The organism is Umezawaea sp. Da 62-37, from assembly GCF_032460545.1.
Taxonomy (GTDB): domain Bacteria; phylum Actinomycetota; class Actinomycetes; order Mycobacteriales; family Pseudonocardiaceae; genus Umezawaea.
Genome location: NZ_CP135965.1, coordinates 1,453,735 through 1,472,177, shown reverse-complemented (window position 1 = coordinate 1,472,177; position 18,443 = coordinate 1,453,735). Strand labels below are relative to the sequence as shown.

The 18,443-nt window shown below is 71.5% G+C and carries 18 protein-coding genes and 1 pseudogene; 8 read left to right on the top strand and 11 right to left on the bottom strand.

Going from position 1 to position 18,443, the window contains the following annotated elements; all coding sequences use genetic code 11:
* Positions 1-23: 23 nt before the first annotated feature.
* The 3 genes and pseudogenes from RM788_RS06140 to RM788_RS06130 all read left to right on the top strand — a co-directional run.
* On the top strand, positions 24-893 hold the full coding sequence (locus RM788_RS06140) for a carbohydrate ABC transporter permease (protein WP_315930523.1): 870 nt from the start codon (positions 24-26) through the stop codon (positions 891-893).
* Entirely contained in the window at positions 890-1,783 is an 894-nt protein-coding gene (locus tag RM788_RS06135) for a carbohydrate ABC transporter permease (RefSeq protein ID WP_315930522.1), read from the top strand. The genes RM788_RS06140 and RM788_RS06135 overlap by 4 nt, the downstream gene beginning before the upstream one ends.
* Positions 1,762-2,451: pseudogene (locus tag RM788_RS06130) on the top strand (alpha/beta fold hydrolase); the annotation flags it as partial. The gene RM788_RS06135 and the pseudogene RM788_RS06130, both read left to right, overlap by 22 nt.
* Here the strand turns inward: RM788_RS06130 and RM788_RS06125 are convergent.
* The 3 genes from RM788_RS06125 to hisD are packed head-to-tail and all read right to left on the bottom strand — an operon-like array spanning position 2,438 to position 5,255.
* A complete protein-coding gene (locus tag RM788_RS06125) occupies positions 2,438-3,199 on the bottom strand; it encodes an HpcH/HpaI aldolase family protein (protein WP_315930521.1) in 762 nt (253 codons plus the stop codon). The pseudogene RM788_RS06130 and the gene RM788_RS06125 overlap by 14 nt on opposite strands.
* Positions 3,199-3,948 (bottom strand): SDR family NAD(P)-dependent oxidoreductase, encoded by a 750-nt coding sequence (locus RM788_RS06120; RefSeq protein ID WP_315930520.1) that lies wholly within the window; start codon positions 3,946-3,948, stop codon positions 3,199-3,201. Before RM788_RS06120 ends, RM788_RS06125 begins: the two co-directional genes overlap by 1 nt.
* On the bottom strand, positions 3,945-5,255 hold the full coding sequence (gene hisD / locus RM788_RS06115) for a histidinol dehydrogenase (protein ID WP_315930519.1): 1,311 nt from the start codon (positions 5,253-5,255) through the stop codon (positions 3,945-3,947). The genes RM788_RS06120 and hisD overlap by 4 nt, the downstream gene beginning before the upstream one ends.
* A 124-nt stretch (positions 5,256-5,379) precedes the next feature.
* Here hisD and RM788_RS06110 point away from each other — a divergent pair, with 124 nt between their 5' ends.
* The 4 genes from RM788_RS06110 (at position 5,380) to RM788_RS06095 (ending at position 9,484) form a co-directional block, all read left to right on the top strand.
* Positions 5,380-6,375 carry a LacI family DNA-binding transcriptional regulator gene (locus RM788_RS06110; RefSeq protein ID WP_315930518.1) on the top strand — a complete coding sequence of 332 codons (996 nt, stop codon included), beginning with the start codon at positions 5,380-5,382 and terminating at the stop codon, positions 6,373-6,375.
* A gap of 116 nt (positions 6,376-6,491) precedes the next feature.
* A complete protein-coding gene (locus RM788_RS06105) occupies positions 6,492-7,490 on the top strand; it encodes a nuclear transport factor 2 family protein (protein WP_315930517.1) in 999 nt (332 codons plus the stop codon).
* Positions 7,491-7,511: 21 nt separating this feature from the next.
* On the top strand, positions 7,512-8,651 hold the full coding sequence (locus RM788_RS06100) for a cupin domain-containing protein (protein ID WP_315930516.1): 1,140 nt from the start codon (positions 7,512-7,514) through the stop codon (positions 8,649-8,651).
* Positions 8,652-8,656: 5 nt separating this feature from the next.
* A complete protein-coding gene (locus RM788_RS06095) occupies positions 8,657-9,484 on the top strand; it encodes a nitrilase-related carbon-nitrogen hydrolase (protein WP_315930515.1) in 828 nt (275 codons plus the stop codon).
* A 248-nt stretch (positions 9,485-9,732) separates the two neighbouring features.
* Here the strand turns inward: RM788_RS06095 and RM788_RS06090 are convergent, their stop codons facing one another.
* From RM788_RS06090 to RM788_RS06060, 7 genes are all read right to left on the bottom strand, one after another.
* A complete protein-coding gene (locus RM788_RS06090; RefSeq protein WP_315930514.1) occupies positions 9,733-10,170 on the bottom strand; it encodes a DUF6392 family protein in 438 nt (145 codons plus the stop codon).
* Between the two features lie 5 nt (positions 10,171-10,175).
* A complete protein-coding gene (locus RM788_RS06085; protein ID WP_315930513.1) occupies positions 10,176-10,676 on the bottom strand; it encodes a hypothetical protein in 501 nt (166 codons plus the stop codon).
* Positions 10,669-11,169, bottom strand: a complete 501-nt coding sequence (locus RM788_RS06080; RefSeq protein ID WP_315930512.1) for a WXG100-like domain-containing protein — start codon at positions 11,167-11,169, stop codon at positions 10,669-10,671. The genes RM788_RS06085 and RM788_RS06080 overlap by 8 nt, the downstream gene beginning before the upstream one ends.
* A complete protein-coding gene (locus RM788_RS06075) occupies positions 11,166-11,480 on the bottom strand; it encodes a WXG100 family type VII secretion target (RefSeq protein WP_315930511.1) in 315 nt (104 codons plus the stop codon). Before RM788_RS06075 ends, RM788_RS06080 begins: the two co-directional genes overlap by 4 nt.
* Positions 11,481-11,504: 24 nt before the next feature.
* Complete coding sequence (locus RM788_RS06070; RefSeq protein WP_315930510.1) at positions 11,505-12,353, bottom strand: YbaB/EbfC family nucleoid-associated protein; 849 nt, start codon at positions 12,351-12,353, stop codon at positions 11,505-11,507.
* A gap of 361 nt (positions 12,354-12,714) precedes the next feature.
* Positions 12,715-13,368 carry a response regulator gene (locus RM788_RS06065; RefSeq protein WP_315930509.1) on the bottom strand — a complete coding sequence of 218 codons (654 nt, stop codon included), beginning with the start codon at positions 13,366-13,368 and terminating at the stop codon, positions 12,715-12,717.
* Complete coding sequence (locus tag RM788_RS06060) at positions 13,365-14,651, bottom strand: sensor histidine kinase (RefSeq protein ID WP_315930508.1); 1,287 nt, start codon at positions 14,649-14,651, stop codon at positions 13,365-13,367. Before RM788_RS06060 ends, RM788_RS06065 begins: the two co-directional genes overlap by 4 nt.
* 358 nt (positions 14,652-15,009) lie before the next feature.
* Here RM788_RS06060 and RM788_RS06055 point away from each other — a divergent pair, with 358 nt between their 5' ends.
* Positions 15,010-17,181, top strand: coding sequence for an MMPL family transporter (locus RM788_RS06055; protein ID WP_315930507.1), 2,172 nt, complete (start codon positions 15,010-15,012; stop codon positions 17,179-17,181).
* A gap of 42 nt (positions 17,182-17,223) precedes the next feature.
* Here RM788_RS06055 and RM788_RS06050 read toward each other — a convergent pair whose 3' ends face one another.
* Positions 17,224-18,396: a serine hydrolase domain-containing protein gene (locus RM788_RS06050; protein WP_315930506.1), complete on the bottom strand. Its 1,173-nt coding sequence runs from the start codon at positions 18,394-18,396 to the stop codon at positions 17,224-17,226.
* Positions 18,397-18,443 lie beyond the last annotated feature (47 nt).

Here is an 18,443-nt window from a genome sequence, read left to right as displayed (position 1 = left end):
AATCCGGCAGCGAGGTGTCCGTCATGCGCAGACGAGAGTTCGTGGGGCTGATCGCCCCGAGCGTGCTGGTGATGGGAGGGCTGCTGGTCCTCCCGCTCTACCGGACGGTGGAGTGGAGCCTCCAACGCGTGAACTACGGCGAGGCGGGCACCTTCGTCGGGCTCGACAACTACGCCGCGGCGCTGACCGACCCGCGACTGGGTCGGGCGGTGCTGTTCACCGTCGGGTTGACCGCCGTCGTGGTCGCCGCGCTGATCGTCGGCGGCTACCTGCTGGCGGTGATGGTCAACGGGCTGGGCCGGAGCAAGCCGTTCGTGCTCGGCTTCCTGCTGATCTCCTACGTCGTGCCCAACATCGTCGGGGGGACGATGTTCTCCTGGCTCTTCGACGCGAACTTCGGCGGGGTGGTCAACTACTTCGTGTCGGCGATCACCGGTCACGAGGTGCTGTGGTTCATCGATCCGTGGCCCAACCGGCTGATGATCGCCCTCGACACGGTCTGGTTCATGCTCCCGTTCTCGATGCTGGTGATCATCGCCGGCCTCCAGGGCGTGCCCGTCGAGGTCATCGAGGCGGCCAGGATCGACGGGGCTTCCCCGTTCCGCATGCACTGGAGCGTGATCATCCCGAGCATCCGGGGCGTGCTCGGGTTCGTCGCGATCATCTCGATCATGGACGTGCTGCGGACGTTCGACCAGCTCGTCCCGCTCTCGCCGCAGGCGCCGCAGATCGGCAACGAGTCGATCATGCTCTACATCTACAACGTCGCCTTCCAGGACGGCGGCCAGCAGCTCGGGCTCGGCAGCGCCATCAACGTGCTGCTGATCCTGCTCATCGTGATCTTGCTCTACCCCTTCATCCGCGGCATCGCCAAGGAGGCCAGGCAAGCATGACCACGTTGCGGAAGTCCGCGCTCGCACCGTCCCGACCGGACGGTGCGCCGCCGTCCACGAAGCGCCGTCCGCGCAGGTCAGCCCACACCTACCTGGTCGGCGGCGTGCTCGTCCTGGTCTGCTGGGCGATGGTGAGCCCGGTGCTGTGGACCGCGATGACGGTCACCAAACCGACCGACGTGGCGTTCCTGAACCCGCCGGTCTTCACCTACCAGCCCACGATGACCGCGTTCGTCGACCTCTGGCAGACGACGCTGTTCTCCGACTACCTGGTCAACACCCTGGTGGTCGCCGTCCTGAGCACGGTCGCGGCGCTGCTGATCGGGCTGCCCGCGGCGTACGCGCTGTCCCGCTTCCCCAGTTGGGTCAGCGCCGTGCTGCTCGTGCTGGCGCTGATCTTCCGGGCGCTGCCGCGCTTCGCGGTCGTGCTGCCGATGTACGACCTCTCCCGCGCCCTCGGCGTCTACGACACGACCTTCGCCGTGGCCGCCGCCCTGGTGGCGATCAACCAGCCGTTCAGCATCTGGCTGCTGCGCAACTTCTTCGCCGAGATCCCCAAGGAGCTCGACGAGGCGGCCATGCTGGACGGGTGCAGCAGGCTCGGCACCCTGCGCCGGGTGATGATCCCGCTGATGGGGCCCGGCATCATCACCGCGGGGATCTTCGTGTTCCTGTTCGCGTTCCAGGAGTACCTGACCGCGAACATCCTCACCGACGTGTCCGCCCGCACCGTGCCGGTCTTCATCGCCACGCAGCTCGGCCAGACGCTGCCGATGCTCCAGCAGGCGGGCGCCGCGGCGATGCTGCTGACGCTGCCGGTCGTCGCGTTCGCGTTCATCGCGCAGCGGTACCTGGTCGCGGGCCTCAACAACGGTTCGGTCAAGGGTTGAGCCGGACCGGGCCCCTGGTGCTGCTGCCCGGCATGAACTGCTCGCCGCGGCTGTGGCCGGACGTGCCCGCCGTGCACGGACGCCTGGACCACCCGACGGTCGACGGCTGCGTGGACGCGCTGCTGGCCGAACTGCCCGACCGGTTCGCGCTGGCCGGGCTGAGCCTCGGCGGGATCGTCGCCATGGCGCTCGTGCGGCGGGCGCCGTCGCGGGTGACGCGGCTGTGCCTGATGTCGACGAACGCGCGGGGCCCCGCGCCGGAGCAGCGGCGGGCGTGGGCGGCCCAGCGCGCCGCCCTCGCCGCCGGGGCGACCGCCCGCGACCTGCAACGCGACCTGCTCCCCGTCCTGCTGCACGCCCGAACGCCCGCTCTGGACGAGCGGGCGTTGGCGATGGCGGACGACGTGGGGGAGGAGGCGCTCGACCGGCAGCTGGCGATGCAGGCCACCCGTGTCGACGAGCGGCCCGGTCTGGCCGCGGTGCGGGTACCGACGCTGGTGGTGGCGGCCGCGCACGACCGGCTCTGCCCGGTCGAGCGGCATGAGGAGATCCACGCGCTGGTGCCCGGTTCGAAGCTGGTCGTGCTGGAGGGCCGGGGGCACCTGGCACCGATCGAGGACCCCGACGGGATCGCCGGGGTCCTCGCGGCGTGGCTCAGCGGAGGCTGAGCGTCCGGAACGTCTCCATCAGCAGGTGCGCGACGTTGTGGACGACCACCTGCGCGCCGTCCGCGAACGCCTCGGTCGCGCTGGTCGCGCCCGCCGCGAGGTCGACGCGGACCACCGACGCGGTACCGGGGTCGGCCCGCACCGCGGCCAGCAGTTCCGCCACGGACGGGTCGTCGGGGCCGAGCGAGGCGGCCAGGTCGGCGGTGCCCACCAGGTAGCCGTCGACCCCCTCGACGGAGACGATCCCCGCCGCGTTCGCGATCGCCGACGGCGACTCCAGCATCGCGATCACCAGCGTGGAGTCCGCCGCCGCGGCGCGGTGGTCGGCGGCCGTGACCGTGCCGAACCGGCCCGCGCGCGGGTAGGTGGCGAACCCCCGCGTGCCGCGCGGTGGGAAGTGCACGGCCCGCACCAGCGCCTCGGCGTCGGCCGCCGACTCGACGTGCGGGGCGACGATCCCCTGGGCACCCTGGTCGAGCGCCCGCGCCGCGAGGTGGTGCTCACCCTCGCCGATGCGCACCAGCACGGGCACCCCGTGCACCTGCGCCAACGCGATGTGGTGCCGCAGCGAACCGACGTCGGCGGGCCCGTGCTCGCAGTCCACGAGCACGAAGTCCAGGCCCGCGACCGCGAGCATCTCGACGACGTCCTCCGACGGCATGCGCACCAGCGCGCCCGCCAACCGGTCGCCCGCGCGGAGCTTGGCCTTGAGGGAGCCGGTGCGCCCGGTCTCGGGCGAGGCGGCCATCAGGCGACCATCCCGGCCGACAGGTCGACGTCGGAGCCGCAGAGGCCCGGCATCGCGAGCATCGCGACGACCGCGGCGCCCACCTCGTCCTCGGTGATCATCCGGCCCAGCGCGGCCCGCCCGACGAACTCGGCCCGCGCCTCGTCGACGGACGTGCCGGTGCGTTCGGCCTCCAGCCGGAAGTTGCGGTCCATGCGCTCGCCGTGCACGGGGCCGGGGGAGAGGGAGTTCACCCGGACACCGAGCGGGCCGACCTCGAACGCGAGGGTGGACGTCAGGCCGAGCACGGCCATCTTCGACGCGCAGTACGGGGTGCGGCGCGCGAGCGGGCGCTTGCCCGACACGGAGGCGACGTTGATGACGTCCCCGTCGCCGCGCGCGACCATGCCGGGCAGGAACGCCCGGCACACGAGGTACGTGCCGCGCACGTTCACGGCGAACACCGCGTCCCACTCGTCGGGCTCGACGTCGACCAGCGGGGCCACTGGCCCGGCCACCCCGGCGTTGTTGACCAGCACCGAGACCTCCTCGTCGCGCAGCCGTTCCGCGAGCGCGGCCACGGACTCCGGGTCGGCCACGTCGCACACCTCGGGGCGGACGGCGGGGCCGAGCCGCTCGGCGGTGGCGCGCAACGGGTCGGCGCGGCGGCCCGCGACGACGACCCGCGCGCCCGCCGCCACCAGGCGGGCCGCGATGGCCGCGCCCAACCCGGTGCCGCCCCCGGTCACCAGCGCGGTGCGGCCGATCACGGGAGCACCGCGTCGATCCAGTCGAACCTGTCGCCGCCGTGCTTCCACGCCCGCACGTCGCCGGACCGGGCGTGCCCCTCGAACAGCTCCACGCGGGCGGCCCGTCCGCAGACCCGGCCGAGGGCGGCGCTGCTCGCGGGGTCGCGCACCTCCTGGTAGGTCACGGTCTTGAGGTACTTGCCGACCCAGAGGCCGCCGGTGTAGCGGGCGGCGCCCATCGTGGGCAGCACGTGGTTGGTGCCGATCACCTTGTCCCCGTAGGACACGCAGGTGCCCTCGCCGAGGAACAGCGCGCCGTAGTTCCGCATCCGGTCGAGCGCCTTGCGCGGCTCGGCGGTGAACACCTGCACGTGCTCGAAGGCGAGCGAGTCGCCGACGCGCCACATCTCGTCCTCGTCGTCGCAGACGATGATCCGGCCGTGGTCGCGCCAGGCGGGGCCGGCCAGGTCGTTGGTCACCAGCCCCGGCAGCAGGCGTTCCACCAGGTCGAGCACCTCGGCGCCGAGTTCGGCCGAGGTGGTCACCAGTACGGCGGGGGAGTCGGGGCCGTGCTCGGCCTGCGACAGCAGGTCCACGGCCACGGTCAGCGCGTCCGCCGTGCCGTCGGCGATCACCAGGATCTCCGTCGGCCCGGCGAACAGGTCGATGCCGACCTCGCCGAACAGCTGCCGCTTGGCCTCGGCCACGTAGGCGTTGCCGGGCCCCGCGATGAGGTCGACCGCCTCGACGGACTCCGTGCCGACCGCCATCGCCGCCACGGCCTGCACGCCGCCGAGCAGGTGGATCTCGTCGGCGCCGGCCATGCTCATCGCCGCGACCGTCGCGGCGGGGATCTCGCCGCGGATCGGCGGGGTGCAGGCGATCACCCTCGGCACGCCCGCCGCCTTGGCCGTCACGATCGTCATGTGCGCGGACGCGGTGAGCGGGTACCGGCCGCCGGGGACGTAAGCGCCCGCCGAGCCGACCGGGATGTGCCGGTGTCCGAGGTGGACGCCGGGCAGCGTCTCCACCTCGACGTCGCGCAGGGCCTCGCGCTGGACCGTCGCGAAGTTCCGCACCTGCTCCTGCACGAACGCGATGTCCTCGATCACCTGTTCCGGCAGCGAGGCCACCAGGGCGGTCACCTCGTCCTCGCCGAGGCGGAAGGCGTCGGGTCGCCAGTCGTCGAACTGGGCGGAGTAGTCGCGAACCGCCGCGTCGCCGCGTTCCCGGACATCGGCGATGATCGCCGCGACGCGCTCGGCGACGCCGGCGCCCGACCGGTCGCCCGCACTCGTCGGGATCGCCTTCTTCAGCTCGTGCGCCATGCTTCTCCAATTCGGTTAGCATACGTATGCCCAGCATTGAACCGGCGCGAACGGGTCGCCGTCAAGGCGATGTCCGGGACGACGGGCGGCGGCTATGCTGCGCCGATCCAGAGGAGGCAGGGGAATGATCACCAGTCGGGACGTGGCGAGGCTCGCCGGTGTTTCCCAGCCGACCGTCTCACGCGCGCTGCGCGACGACCCCAAGGTCTCCGAGGCCACGAAGAAGCGCGTCCGCGACGCCGCCGTGGCGCTCGGCTACTCGACCAGCCCGATCGGCCGCGCGCTCGCCGTCGGGCGGTCGACCAGGGTCGGCCTCGTCGTGACCGACCTGGAGAACCAGTTCTACGGGCACGTGATCGCCCCGATGCACCGCGAACTCGAACGGCTGGGCTACGAGCTGGTCCTCATCACCGAGTCGTCGGAGAGCGGCCCGGTGACCGAGCACGTCATGGGCCACGGTCTGTGCGGGGTGGTGCTCGCGACCACGACGGTCGACTCGCTGCTCCCGACCAGGCTGCGCGACCGCGGCGTGCCGTTCGTCTACTTCAACCGCACCGCGCAGAGCGTGCAGGCCGACTCCGTCACCGTCGACCCGGAGGCCGGCATGCGCGAGCTGCTGCGCGAGGTGATCGACAGCGGGCACCGGCGGATCGGCGCGATCTTCGGGCCGCGCAACACGAGCACCGGTGAACAGCGCGAGAACACCGTGCGCTCGGTGCTCGACGAGCACGGGCTGGCGCTGGCCCACCGCGACGTCCTGCACGGCCCGTTCGACTTCGCGACCGGCTTCGAGGGAACGCGCAGGCTGCTGGACCGCGACGACCCGCCCACGCTGGTCCTGTGCGGCAACGACGTCGTGGCGCTCGGCGCGTTGAACTCCGCCGCCGAGATGGGTGTGGCCGTGCCCGCGGAGGTGTCGATCGTCGGGTTCGACGACCTGCCGACGTCCAGCTGGGCGCTGATCCGGTTGAGCACGGTGGCCTACGACCTCGACGAGATGTCCCGCGAGGCGGCCAGGCTGATCGTCGCGCGCGTCGAGCAGCCGGACGGTCGGCCCCGGCACACCGTCTACCCGTCGCGCTACGTCGCGCGGGCGACGACCGCACAGCCCCGCGCCTGATCCCCGCTCGCCCTCCGCGGCGCCCACTTGTGGCATCAAATGCATACGTATACAGTCGAAAGCGTCCACACGCGGGCGCCCCGATGGCCCGCTCCGCGCAAGGGGAGGACCAGTCCATGCCGCTCGACCCCGTCGCCTACCGCCCGTACGAGGACCCGGACGACTTCATCCGGGAGGTCACCGACCGGATCTGGGTGCGGCGCGACGTCTCGTACATCGTCGACAACTACGAGCCCGACTCGATCGTCCACGGTGGACTCGGCACCGTCGTGGGACGCGACGGCGTCATCGAGGGCAGCCTGATGCGGATCGCGGGTTCGCCCCAGCACATCGGCCAGGCCGAGGACGTGGTGTGGGAGGCGCGCGGCGACGACGCGTTCCTCAGCTCGCACCTGGTGTTCTCCAGCGACCCGTACCTGGTCGACGGCAAGCAGGTCCGCGTCCGCACGCGCACGATCGCCAACTGCCTCTACCGCAGGGGCCGGATGGTCGAGGAGTGGGTGGTGCGCGACGAACTCGCCTCCTGCCTCCAGCGCGGCCAGGACCCCGACGAGGTCGCCCGCGGCCTGGCGTTCCGCAAGTACCAGGGCTCGATGCTCGAACCCGCCCCCGCCGACGTGCTCGCGGTGGGCGACAGCGGTCCCCGCCCTGACGACTTCCGCCCCGAGTGCGAGATGGTGCTGGAGTTCGTCGAGGAGGTGTGGAACCAGCGGCGGCTGCACAAGCTCCCGGAGTTCGCCGTGCGGGACCTGTTCCTGCACACCATCGGCGACCAGACCATCGTCCGCGCCGACGGCTACCAGCGCGACCTCCTCTCGCTCGTGGCCCCGTTCCCCAACGCGCGCTTCGAGGTCCGCGACGTCCAGACCAACCACTCCGAGCGGTACGCGGGCCTGCGCGTCGCGGTGACGTGGACGATGCGCGGCACCTACCACGGCACGCCCGCCTTCGGAGCGGCCACCGGCGCCCCGATCACCCTGCTCGGCGTCTCGCAGTTCCTCGTGCAGGGCGGTCGGATCGTGCGCGAGGTGCGCGTGTTCGACGAGATCGCGCTGCGCGCCCAGATCAACGGCACCCGCGGCGACGGCGTGCCCACCGAGCCCAACATCTACTGAGCACACGTGAGGACAGATCCCATGCAGAACAGCGTGGTCCCGCCCGACGAGGTCGCCCGGCGCACCGTTCGGAAGTCCGACTGGGTTCCCTGCAAGGCGGCGTTCATCGACTGCCGCACCCCTGGCTCGGACCTCAAGGACAACTACTCGTTCATCGGCCCCGGCGTCTCGCAGAGCGCCGACCAGTTCGTGAACCTGCGCGAGCCGCACGGGTTCAACCTCGGCGCGGCGGGCATGCCCAACGGCGTCACGAACAGCCTGCACCTGCACTTCACCGCCGAGGTGTTCATCAACTTCGGCGGCGACTACCAGCTGCGCTGGGGCGCCGACGGCGGGCAGGGCGAGTACCGGTCGGTCGACGGCGACGTCATCTCGGTGCCCACGTGGATCTTCCGCGGGTTCACCAACGTCGGTGACGACGAGGGGATCCTGCTGACGGTGCTCGGTCGCGACGACACCGGCGGCATCATCTGGGGCCCCTCGGTCCTCCGCGAGGCCGCCGGGCACGGGCTGCGCCTGACCGCGGACAACCGGTTGATCGACACCGTGCGGGGCGACGAGCTGCCGGAGGGCGTCGCGCTCATCACGCCGATCAGCCAGGAGGAGATCGACGAGCTGGACGTGTTCTCGGTCGAGCAGTTCCGCACCCGCGTCACGCACACCGCCGACCGGACCTGGACGCGCGAACCGTTCCTGTGCTCCCGCCTCCCCGGCGGTGGCGCCGAGCTGAGCCTCGTCATCGGGTACGGGCTGAGCGAGAACCGCCGGGCCGTGCCGCGGCTGCACGAGCCGCACGGGTTCTCGGTGGCGTGGCTGCGCGCGACGCCCGGCGAGGGCGTGCTGCGGCACCGCCACGACGAGACCCAGGTGCTGACCGCGAAGGAGGGCCGCTGGGCGGTCCGGCTCAACTCCGGGGCCGAGGAGCAGGTCGTGGAGCTCGGCAGGCTCGACTCGCTGTCGGTGCCCGCGGGCGCGTGGCGGTCGGTCACGCTGCTGGAAGGCGAGGGGGAGCTGCTCGTCGTCACGGCGGGGGACGGCCGCGTGGCGCTGGAGTGGGCGCCGGAGGTCGTGGCCGCGGCCCGTGGAGCGGGCCGGGTGATCGACCCGAACGGCTACGTCGCGCCCGCCGCGGTGCTCGGCACGGCGACCGAGGACGACTGAGCCCCGTGGTGGTCGTGGCGGCCTGCCAGATCCCCGCGGTGCCGGGTTCGAACGACCACGGCCACCTCGACGCCGCGGTGCGCGAGGCCGCGGCGCGGGGTGCCGGTCTGGTGGTGCTGCCGGAGCTGGCGGTCTGCGGCTACGCCTTCCGCACCGCCGACGAGGCGCGGGCCGCCGCGCAGGACTTGGACGGACCGACCGTCGCGCTCCTCCGCGCGCTGTCGCGGGAACTGGGCGTCGTGCTGGTGTGCGGCTTCGCGGAGTCGGGCGCCGGCGGCGAGGTCTACAACGCCGCCGTCCTCGTCGAGGACGGCGGCGTGCGGCTGCGCTACCGCAAGGCGCACCTGTGGGGCCGTGAGCCGGAGTTCTTCCGCGCGGGCGACCGGCCGCCGACCGTCGTCGACACCGCCGTCGGCCGGGTGGCGGTCATGATCTGCTACGACCTGGAGTTCCCGGAGTGGACCCGACTGGCCGCGCTGTCCGGAGCCGACGTCCTCGCCGTCCCCGCCAACTGGCCCCTCCTGCCCCGGCCCGCGGGCGAACGGGCGATCGAGGTCGTCAAGGCGCAGGCGGCGGCGGCCACGAACCGGGTGCACGTCGTCGTCGCCGACCGCTGCGGCGAGGAACGCGGCGTCCAGTGGATCGGCGGCAGCCTGATCTGCGCGGACACCGGCTACCTCCTGGCGGGCCCCGCCACGGCAGCGGACACGCCCGCCGCGCCCGTCGTCCTGACCGCCGAACTCGACCCCGCCTCGGCACGGGACAAAGCGTTGGGCCCGCACAACAACGCACTCCACGACCGCAGGCCCGAGCTCTACCACCCGTCGACCTGACTCGGGCTTCGCAAGGCCGGGGCGCGTGTCGAACTCAGGGCCGTGGTGTGCGGCTGTCCAACGACTTCCCGTTCTCGGATCGCCCACGCGAACGGCATCGCGCGCCACATGGGACCTATCCGGACAGGGGTTTCGCAGGCACAACGTTGTGCCCGTCGCCGCGGCCGGGCAACAGGAGCACCGTCGTACCGGATCCGCCGCGGCGGACCCGGACTTCGACGCCGAACCTCGCCGGGTTCGCGGCTTCGTCAGATCGCTTCGAGCAGAGCGGAGATCTTGGCGACGTGACCGCGCGGGTCGAACTCGAAGTGCAGGTAGCGCCCGTTGACCCGGTACCGGTCGAAACCCTCGCCTGCCCGCTCCGGGGTGCCCAGGAAAGCCGTGACCGCGGCGCGGTCGGCCGTGGCGGACAGCCCGTCCACCAGTGCCGCGGGGCGCGGGTAGACGTCGAACTCGTCGTCGTCGGCATCGGGCTGCGTGCGCACCATCACCGACACGAGGACGTCGTCCTCGAAGAGCAGTTCCGTTCCGGCCGGCTTGAAGAGGTAGTACACGGAACGTTCGCCCTCGGTGTCGAACTCCGCGGTTTCCATGCGGGGGCCCACCAGCACGATCGCGTCGAGGATCTTGCTGTTGTCCTTGCGGCTTCCCAGAGCGTCCAAGAACACGGCCACTTCGCCGCTCACTGTGATCATATGCCCTTTGCCTTGTTCAGTGCCTTCATCTTGTCGAGGGCGGCGTCCACGTCCGCGGGCGAGTGACCATCGGCGATGAGGTTCTTGCGAGTGGTCTCGTAGTCCCGCTTCGCCGCCGCGCTGAGGTCGGCCGCGTCGGAGTCGATCTGACTCTTGGTGTTCTTCCCCCGGTACGTATCGCTTTTGGCGTGGACCTTGTTCGGGATCTCGATCGCGGCGCCCTGGCGGTGGATCTCCGCCAGCTCCTTCGAGGTGAGCTTGCGGCCGAGCCTCTTCTCTTCGGCTTTCTTCAGTGCTGCCGAGGACGGGATGTGGTCGTGTTCGAGGTTGTCGCCGACCTTTTCACGCCTCTTGAGGTCACCGTACCGGCCGACTTCGAGCACCTTGACGTCGGATCCGGCCGGGCGTTTGCTCTTGCGCAGGCTCTTGCCGATGGGGGTGAAGATGCCGGCACCGGAAGTGGTCTTGATCCTCGGCGGCTTCTTGACCTTAGGCACTGAGCACCTGGCTGACGGCGAGGTTGATCGCCTGGTCGATCAGGAGGGAGACGATTTCCTTGAAGATGGGGATCTCCAGCAGCGAGAGGCCGAACGTCGGTATCGCGGTGGCGATGGCCTGGGCGATCTGGACGGCGAGCATGACCAGTTGCACGACGCACACGACCTTGAGGGCGATGACGACGCCCGCGCAGATGTAGAGGCCGGCGCCGACCAGTGAGGAGGCGGTGGCCCCGTCGTCGAGGTTCTGCTTCGGCGCCTCGCCATCGGTCCAGAACGCCTTGAACTTCTCGATGGCCTCGCCGCTGTTCGCGCTCAGCACCTGCATGGCCTGCGCGTCGGCTTGGGCGGCGGCCGGGCCGAGGCGTTCGGAGAAGCCGGTCCACATGCCGCCGAGTTCGAAGAGCTTGCCCTCGTCGCTCTCGGGCCAGTTGAAGCCGAGCGCGTTGAGCAGCCCGGACAGCTCGGGCGGCAGCATCATGCCACTGCTCATGACAGGCCTCCCTGGATGTCCCGGAACATGTCGCTGTTGTCGTTGTCGACGGTCGTGTAGTCGGCGGCCATGTTCTGGAGGTTCTGGCCGATCTCGCCCAGACCTTCGGCGTTGTCGGCGAACGACTCGAACGCGGCCTCCGACACGATCTGGTAGATCATGCCCAACGCCGAACCGAGGGTGTCGCCACCGAACGCGCCGGTCACCGCCTCGGCCTGGCTCCGGAACGATTCGACCTCCTGCCCCAGCGAATCACCCATTCCCAGCAGCTGATCGGCGGAACCGCTGATCGCTTGGGTGTTGATGCTCATCCCACTGGCCATCGTGCTACCCCCCTAGTCGATGTTGCGCATGATCGAGGTCATGCTGGTCGTGTAGGCGCGCAGGTGCTGCATGCCCTGCTCACCGACCTTCTCGGCGCGGTCGCTGATCTTGCGCAGTGCCTCGACGTCCAGCGCCGCGCGCGGAGCGGCGGCGGCTTCCTGCTCCCACTCGTCGAGCGCTTCGTTGACCGCTTCGAGCACGGCCTGCCCCAGTTCGGCGGGGGAGAGCTGCACGGCGAAGGGGGTGACCTCGATCGCGGTCAGCCGGCCGTTGGTGACGGTGGCGAAGACCTCTTCGGTCTCGTCGCGACCTTCGCCGGTGCTCACCGGCACCGGGTCCGCCGACAGCGAGATCCGCGCGGAGTTCACCACGTCCATCGCGTCCTGGAACAGGTAGTCGACGTACTGCGGCGACGCGTCGCCGCGAATGCCGGTCTTGGCCGCCAGCTTCGCCATCGACGCCTCCAGCGCGGCCTGGATCCCGCGCATGGCCTGCTCACCCTGGCTGGCGAACTCGCCCAACTGCTGGCTCAGCGCATTGAGGTCGGGGCCGGGGTCGCCCGCGGCGGGCGCGTCGATCAGCGCCTGCGCCAGCGCGGCGTTGACGGCTTCCGCCAGCAACTCCGAGACGGCGCCGGGAGGCTGCCCGCTCACACCGGTGCCGATCACGACCGAGGTGATCCGGCGGTCCCGCATCGCGACGCGCACCGCGCCGTCCCCGGCCGTGCCGATCGAGTCCTCCAACTCGGGCTGCGCCGGAGGCGGTTCGGTACCACCCGCTCTGACGTAGGCCAGCCACTCCCGCTGCTCGACGAGTCGGCGCTCGAAGTCCTCGTCCTGCTCCACCCTGCCCCTTAACACCGTGCCATGATCATCACAGAAAGTGCGACGCTAGCGACACTCTGCACCAGTGTCCACCGCGCAAGTCCCGATACACGCCGGAATAGGGGTTCATCCTGGCAATGTGGCTAGGAATGGCCGGACGGCCCGCGTGGCTCTGTCCGACTGTGGGAGGCTGTCCGGCTGCGCCCAGGGGTCGATCTCCCAGGCAGGACCGCCAAGGCCATCGCGATGAGCCGCCGCAGGGAATTCGTTCACCCGGAGTCCGAATTCGATCTCGCGCCTTTCGTCCCCAGGTGACCGCCGCCGCCAACGTCCGGGTGGAACTGATGCGACGCCGCACTGCACCGTTCACCACGGCGCCTTCCCGTCGACGTCCGGATCAGCGCGCGAGGCCCTGCCGGAACGCGAAGACGGCGGCCTGGGTGCGGTCGCGCAGTTCGAGCTTGCCCAGCACCCGTGCGACGTGCGCCTTGACGGTGTACTCGGAGACGAAGAGGTCGCGGGCGATCTCGGCGTTGGACTTGCCCGCCGCCAACTCGACCAGGACTTCCCGTTCGCGGTCGGTCAGCCGGGCCACCTTCGGGTCGGTGGTGGGGGTGCCACCGGTCGGCAGTTGTTCGGCGAAGGTCTCCAGCAACCGCCGGGTCACCCTCGGCGCGACCACCGCGTCACCGCGGGCGATGGTGCGGATCGCGTCGACCAGGAGCCGGGGATCGGAGGTCTTGAGCAGGAAACCGCTGGCGTCCGCCTGCAGGGCGGCGAACGCGTACTCGTCCAGGTCGAACGTGGTCAGGGCCAGGACCCGGCTGGGCAGCCCGGACGCCACGATCTGCCGCGTCGCCTGCACGCCGTCGGTGCCCGGCATCCGCATGTCCATGACCACGACGTCGGGCCGCAGCCGCCCGACGAGGTCGACGGCCTCCTCGCCGTTGCCCGCCTGGCCGACCACTTCGATGTCGTCGCTGCCGTCCAGGACCATGCCCAGGCCCAGCCGGACGAGCGGTTCGTCGTCGACGAGCACCACCGTGGTCATGCCGGACTCCCCACGCGAGGTGTGGCCAGCGGAAGGTGCGCGGTGACCCGCCACCCGGACGTGGAACCGGGACCGGCGGTGATCGTCCCGCCGTGGGCGAGCACCCGTTCGCGCATCCCGATGAGGCCGTGTCCGCCCCCGGTGCCGACCGGTGGCGCACCGGGGGACGCCCCGTCGTCGACGACCTCGAGGACGAGCTGATCGGTGGACCAGCGCAGCGTCACCACGGCGCGTCGGACCTCGCGGGCGTGGCGCAGGCTGTTGCTCAGCGCTTCCTGGACCAGGCGGTACGCCGTCAACGAGGTGCCGCCGCCGACGGGGCGGGACTCCCCGAGACCGACCAGCGCGACGTCCAGACCGGCGGCCCGGACCTGCTCCACCAAGGCGGGCAGCTGCTCGATCCCCGGTGCGGGCGGCCGGGTCGGTTCGTCGCGCTCACCGGGGTCGCGCAACACCCCGAGCAGGGCGTGCATCTCCTCCATCGCCTCCCTCCCGGTACCCGCGATGGCTTCGACGGCGGTGAGCGCGGCGAGCGGTTTGGCGTTGCGGCGCAACGCGACCGCGGCCCCGTCGGCCAGGTTGGTCATCACGGCGATGTTGTGGGAGACGATGTCGTGCACCTCGCGGGCGATGTACCGCCGCTCCTCGGCCACGGCGGCCAGTGCGAGGGCGTCCCTGGTGCGCTCCGCCGTCTCCGCGCGCTCCCGCAACCCCGCCAGCACGACACGCCGAGCCCGGCGGTTGCGCCCCAGCAGCACCGCGGCCCCGGTGAGCGCCACCAGGGCGTACACCGGCTTGCTTGCTCCCGGAACCGACGGCGCGGGCGTCAGCAGGGTGGCGGCGCCGAACAGCGCGCACAGCGTGGCCGCCGGGACGGCGACCCGATCGGGTTCCCGGTCCACGACGGTCACCAGGCACACGGTGAGCGCCAGGACCGGCACCGTGAGTTCGTTGCCGCTGAGCCCGAGGGCCGCGAAAGCGGCGACCGCGCACGCGGCGGTGCCGAGGAAAGCAGGCACCGGACGGCGGTGCCGACCGAGGGCGGGCAGCAGAGGGACGACCACCACCAGCACGACCAGCCAGAGCGGGGCGGTGATCCCGGTGTCGCGCAACGTCACCAGCCCCAGCAACGCCACGGCCAGCACCGGCCAGACGTCCCGGATGGCGCCCCTCACCGGGGTCGTCGCGCCGACCTGCTCGTGCGGAAGCCACCGGGACACCCGGTCGGCGCCGGGTGTCCGCGCGATCTCCCGCCGGACTGGTGGTTCCACACTGGACGACACCACCCCAGGATGCCCTCCGCGCGTTCGGATCGCATCGGCCACCGGACCGATCCCCGGAGCCCGCCACTAGTTCTTGAGGACTACGCGATGTCGGAAGTCGACGACGGCGCACCAGCACGTCCACGTCGCCGAGCGACCACCGCGGTGCTCACGACGACGGGGACGTAGCCCGCGAGGACTAGCCGACGGGGCCTGGAAAGCCGCCTGGCGAGCGATGCCGTCCGCAGTGGATACGAGCCAGGGTGGACACCATGTCCCGCCTCCGCGTTCCGGCGCCCGCCGACCCCGACCGCCGCCGCCACCCCGCCTCCCACCCATCCCGTCCCGACCGCGCGAAGGGCTGATCACCGTGACACGCGTGCTCTTCCGCGTCGGCGCCGCGGCCTACCGGCGCCCCGCCCTGTTCATCCTCACCTGGCTGGTGGTGCTCATCGGCGCGGGTGTCGGCGCCGGTCGACTGCCGGGCAACACGGTCGACACCTTCTCGCTGCCCGGCCAGGAGTCGGTCGAGGCGATGGACCTCATCAAGCGCGAATTCGGCGGGAGCGGCGGCGACACCGCGTCCGCGCGGATCGTCGTCAAGGCCCCGCAGGGGCAGACGCTGACCACCCAGGCCAACACCACCGCCGTCGGCGACCTCGTCACCAGGCTGGCCGGCCTGGACGGGGTCGCCTCGGCGACCGACCCGCTCCAGCCCGCGCCCACCGCCCTGTCACCGGACCTGACCACCGCCTACAGCACCCTCACCTACAAGGCCGGCGCCTTCGACCTCACCACGGCCCAGCACGACGCCCTCACCGACGCGCTCGCCGACGCCCGCACCGGCGGCCTCACCGTCGAGGCCTCCGGGGACGCCGTCCAGGTGGGCGAAGGAGGGGCGCACTCCACCGAGCTCATCGGCGTGCTCGCGGCCCTCGTCGTGCTGGCCGTCACCTACGGCGCGCTGGCGGTCGCCGGGATGAACCTGCTGACCGCGCTGGTCGGCGTCGGGGTCGGCGTCTGCGGCATCCGGATCGCCACCGGTTTCGTCGACCTGACCTCCTCCACCCCGCTGCTGGCCACGATGCTGGGCCTGGCGGTCGGCATCGACTACGCCCTGTTCATCGTCAGCCGCTTCCGCCACGAACTGCGCCGCGGCCACGACGTCGGCACCGCCGTCGCCACCTCCGTGGCCACCGCGGGCGCCGCCGTGGTCACCGCCGGACTCACCGTCGTCATCGCCCTGGTCGGCCTGTTCGTCACCGGCATCCCCTTCCTCACCCAGATGGGTGTCGCCGGGGCCTTCACCATCGTCATCGCCGTGCTCATCGCCACCACGCTCGTCCCCGCGGTGCTGGCACTCCTGGGTCGCCGGGCGCTTCCCCGCAAGGAGCGCGACGCGCCGACCGGCCGACCGGCCCCCGCACACCGGGACCGGGGCTTCTTCCGCGGCTGGATCGCCGGGGTCACCCGCCGACGGGTGGTCGCGCTGGTGCTGAGCACCGCGGTGCTCGGCGTGCTGAGCATCCCGCTGTTCTCCTTGCAGACCACGCTCGCCGTCACACCCACCGAAACCACCACCCAGGGCCGCGCCGAACTGCTGCTCACCGACGCCTTCGGGGCCGGCTTCACCGGCCCCCTCACCGTGTTCTTCGACGGCGCGGGCGCCCCGCGGGCGGCCACCGACGCCAAGGCCACCCTCGCCGCCCTGCCCGACGTCACGGCGGTCACCGACCCGGTGCCCAACGCCGACGGCACCGCCGCCCTGCTCACCGTCATCCCAGGGTCCGGTCCGGCCAGCGCGGCCACGGAACGGCTGGTCGGCGACATGCGCGACCGGTTGCGCGGCGACGGCCCCCGCGCCTACGTCACCGGGCAGACCGCCGTCAGCGTCGACGTGGCCACCACCGTCAACGCGGCCCTTCCCGGCTACCTGGCGCTCGTCGTCGGCCTGGCGTTCGTGCTGCTGGTCCTGGTCTTCCGCTCCCTGCTCGTGCCGCTGGTGGGCGTGCTGGGCTTCCTGCTCACCATCGGCGCCGCGCTCGGCTCCTCCGTGGCGATCTTCCAGTGGGGCTGGCTCAGCGACCTGTTCGGCGTCGACAACCCCGGCCCGCTGATCAGCCTCACCCCGATCCTCGTCGTCGGCATCCTGTTCGGCCTGGCCATGGACTACCAGGTCTTCCTGGTCTCCCGGATGCACGAGGCCCACGGCGCGGGCGAACCCAACACCACGGCCATCCGCACCGGCTTCCGACAGGCGGCCCCCGTCGTCGTCGCGGCCGCGGCCATCATGTTCGCCGTCTTCGCCGGGTTCTTCCCCGGAGCGGACGCGACCATGATGTCGATCGCCTTCGCCCTGGCCGCCGGCATCCTCGTCGACGCCTTCGTGGTCCGGATGGTGCTCGTCCCGGCGGCCATGGCCCTGCTCGGCGAACGCGCCTGGTGGCTCCCGCGCCGGCTGCGGTGGCTGCCGCAGGTCGACGTCGAGGGCGCCGGTGTCCAGCCGTCGGAACCCGAACGCGGGAAGCACTCCGCGGTCGGCGTCCACTGAACCCGGCGGGCGGGATCGACCATCCCGCCCGCCGGGATCGGGTCAACCGGAGTGGCCCGGCATCCCGGCCGCGGTGATGGTGTCGCGGGCCTTCATCACCACCGGCGGGGGTCCGCCGTCGTAGTCGTAGTTGCTCAGGATCACCGTCACCCAGTCGCTGTCGGGGTACATCTGGAAGTCCGTCGCCGTGCCGGGAGCGCCGCCGCTGTGCCCGGTCACCCACTGGCCGCCGATCAGCAGCGTCATCGGGCCGTAGCACTGGAAACCGACGGGCGGAACCCTGCCCGGCGGACCCGGTTGCGGCGGGAGCGGGACCTTGCCGCTCAACGTGATCCCCGTGAAGGCGCGGTCGAGCAGCGTCGAACCCCGCAGCGCACGGGCGAAACGCGCCATGTCGGCGCAGGTCGTGAACGCGTCGCCCGAGGGAGTGCCGACGTAGAGTCGTTGATCGATGGTGTCGACGCGCTCGCCGGAGGGTCGCCTCGCGTAGGGGCGGGCGATGCGTGGGTCGGTGTGCCACTGCTCCCTGGTGTAGAAGTCCGTGGCGGTCATCCCGGCCGGACGGAGCACGTGCTCGCGAACGTAGTCGTAGTAGGACATCCCGGACACCTGCGCCACGATCGCGCCCAGCACGTGGTAGCCGGCGTTGCTGTACCGGAACCCGCTACCCGGCGCGAACTCCAGCGAGGAACGCCGGATGTAGTCCGTGGTCCCGTTCATCACCTGGTCGACCCCGGTCCAGGTGAGCGCCTCCTGCTCGTACCCCGGCATCATGAAGGTGTCACCGAGGCTGGACGTGTGGGTGAGCAGGTGGTGGATCCTCACCGCGTCGGCCATCTCGGCGGGAAACCCGCTCAGGCAACTGCCCAGCGTTCCGGTGTAGGCGATCCTGCCCGCCTGCACGAGTTGGGCGATGGCGACCGAGGTGAAGAGCTTCGTCACCGAAGCCATGGCGAACAGGGTGTCCGGACCGTTGGGAGCGGCGTCGTTGGCCCGAGCGCAGGACCTGGCCAGCACCGTGCGTCCTCGATGGACCAGCAGCACATTGCCGGAGAAGGCGTCCGCGGCCGCCTGTTCCCCGACGAACCGGTCGAACGCGCGCACGTCAACGGATGCCGGAGTGGAAGCGGAGACAGCGCCCGAAGCCCCGCCGATGGTGAGCACCGCACCGGAGGTGCCGATCATGCCCAGTACGGATCGTCGTGTCGTGGTCATGACCGGGAGGTCTACCGACCGGGGCGGATCGAGGACCGATGCCCGGC

Coding starts and splice junctions, on each gene's coding strand:
- RM788_RS06140 (WP_315930523.1), top strand. CDS start 24: ATGCGCAGACGAGAGTTCGTGGGGCTGATCGCCCCGAGCGTGCTGGTG.
- RM788_RS06100 (WP_315930516.1), top strand. CDS start 7,512: ATGCAGAACAGCGTGGTCCCGCCCGACGAGGTCGCCCGGCGCACCGTT.
- RM788_RS06110 (WP_315930518.1), top strand. CDS start 5,380: ATGATCACCAGTCGGGACGTGGCGAGGCTCGCCGGTGTTTCCCAGCCG.
- RM788_RS06080 (WP_315930512.1), bottom strand. CDS start 11,169: ATGAGCAGTGGCATGATGCTGCCGCCCGAGCTGTCCGGGCTGCTCAAC.
- RM788_RS06065 (WP_315930509.1), bottom strand. CDS start 13,368: ATGACCACGGTGGTGCTCGTCGACGACGAACCGCTCGTCCGGCTGGGC.
- RM788_RS06125 (WP_315930521.1), bottom strand. CDS start 3,199: ATGGCCGCCTCGCCCGAGACCGGGCGCACCGGCTCCCTCAAGGCCAAG.
- hisD (WP_315930519.1), bottom strand. CDS start 5,255: ATGGCGCACGAGCTGAAGAAGGCGATCCCGACGAGTGCGGGCGACCGG.
- RM788_RS06105 (WP_315930517.1), top strand. CDS start 6,492: ATGCCGCTCGACCCCGTCGCCTACCGCCCGTACGAGGACCCGGACGAC.
- RM788_RS06050 (WP_315930506.1), bottom strand. CDS start 18,396: ATGACCACGACACGACGATCCGTACTGGGCATGATCGGCACCTCCGGT.
- RM788_RS06135 (WP_315930522.1), top strand. CDS start 890: ATGACCACGTTGCGGAAGTCCGCGCTCGCACCGTCCCGACCGGACGGT.
- RM788_RS06075 (WP_315930511.1), bottom strand. CDS start 11,480: ATGAGCATCAACACCCAAGCGATCAGCGGTTCCGCCGATCAGCTGCTG.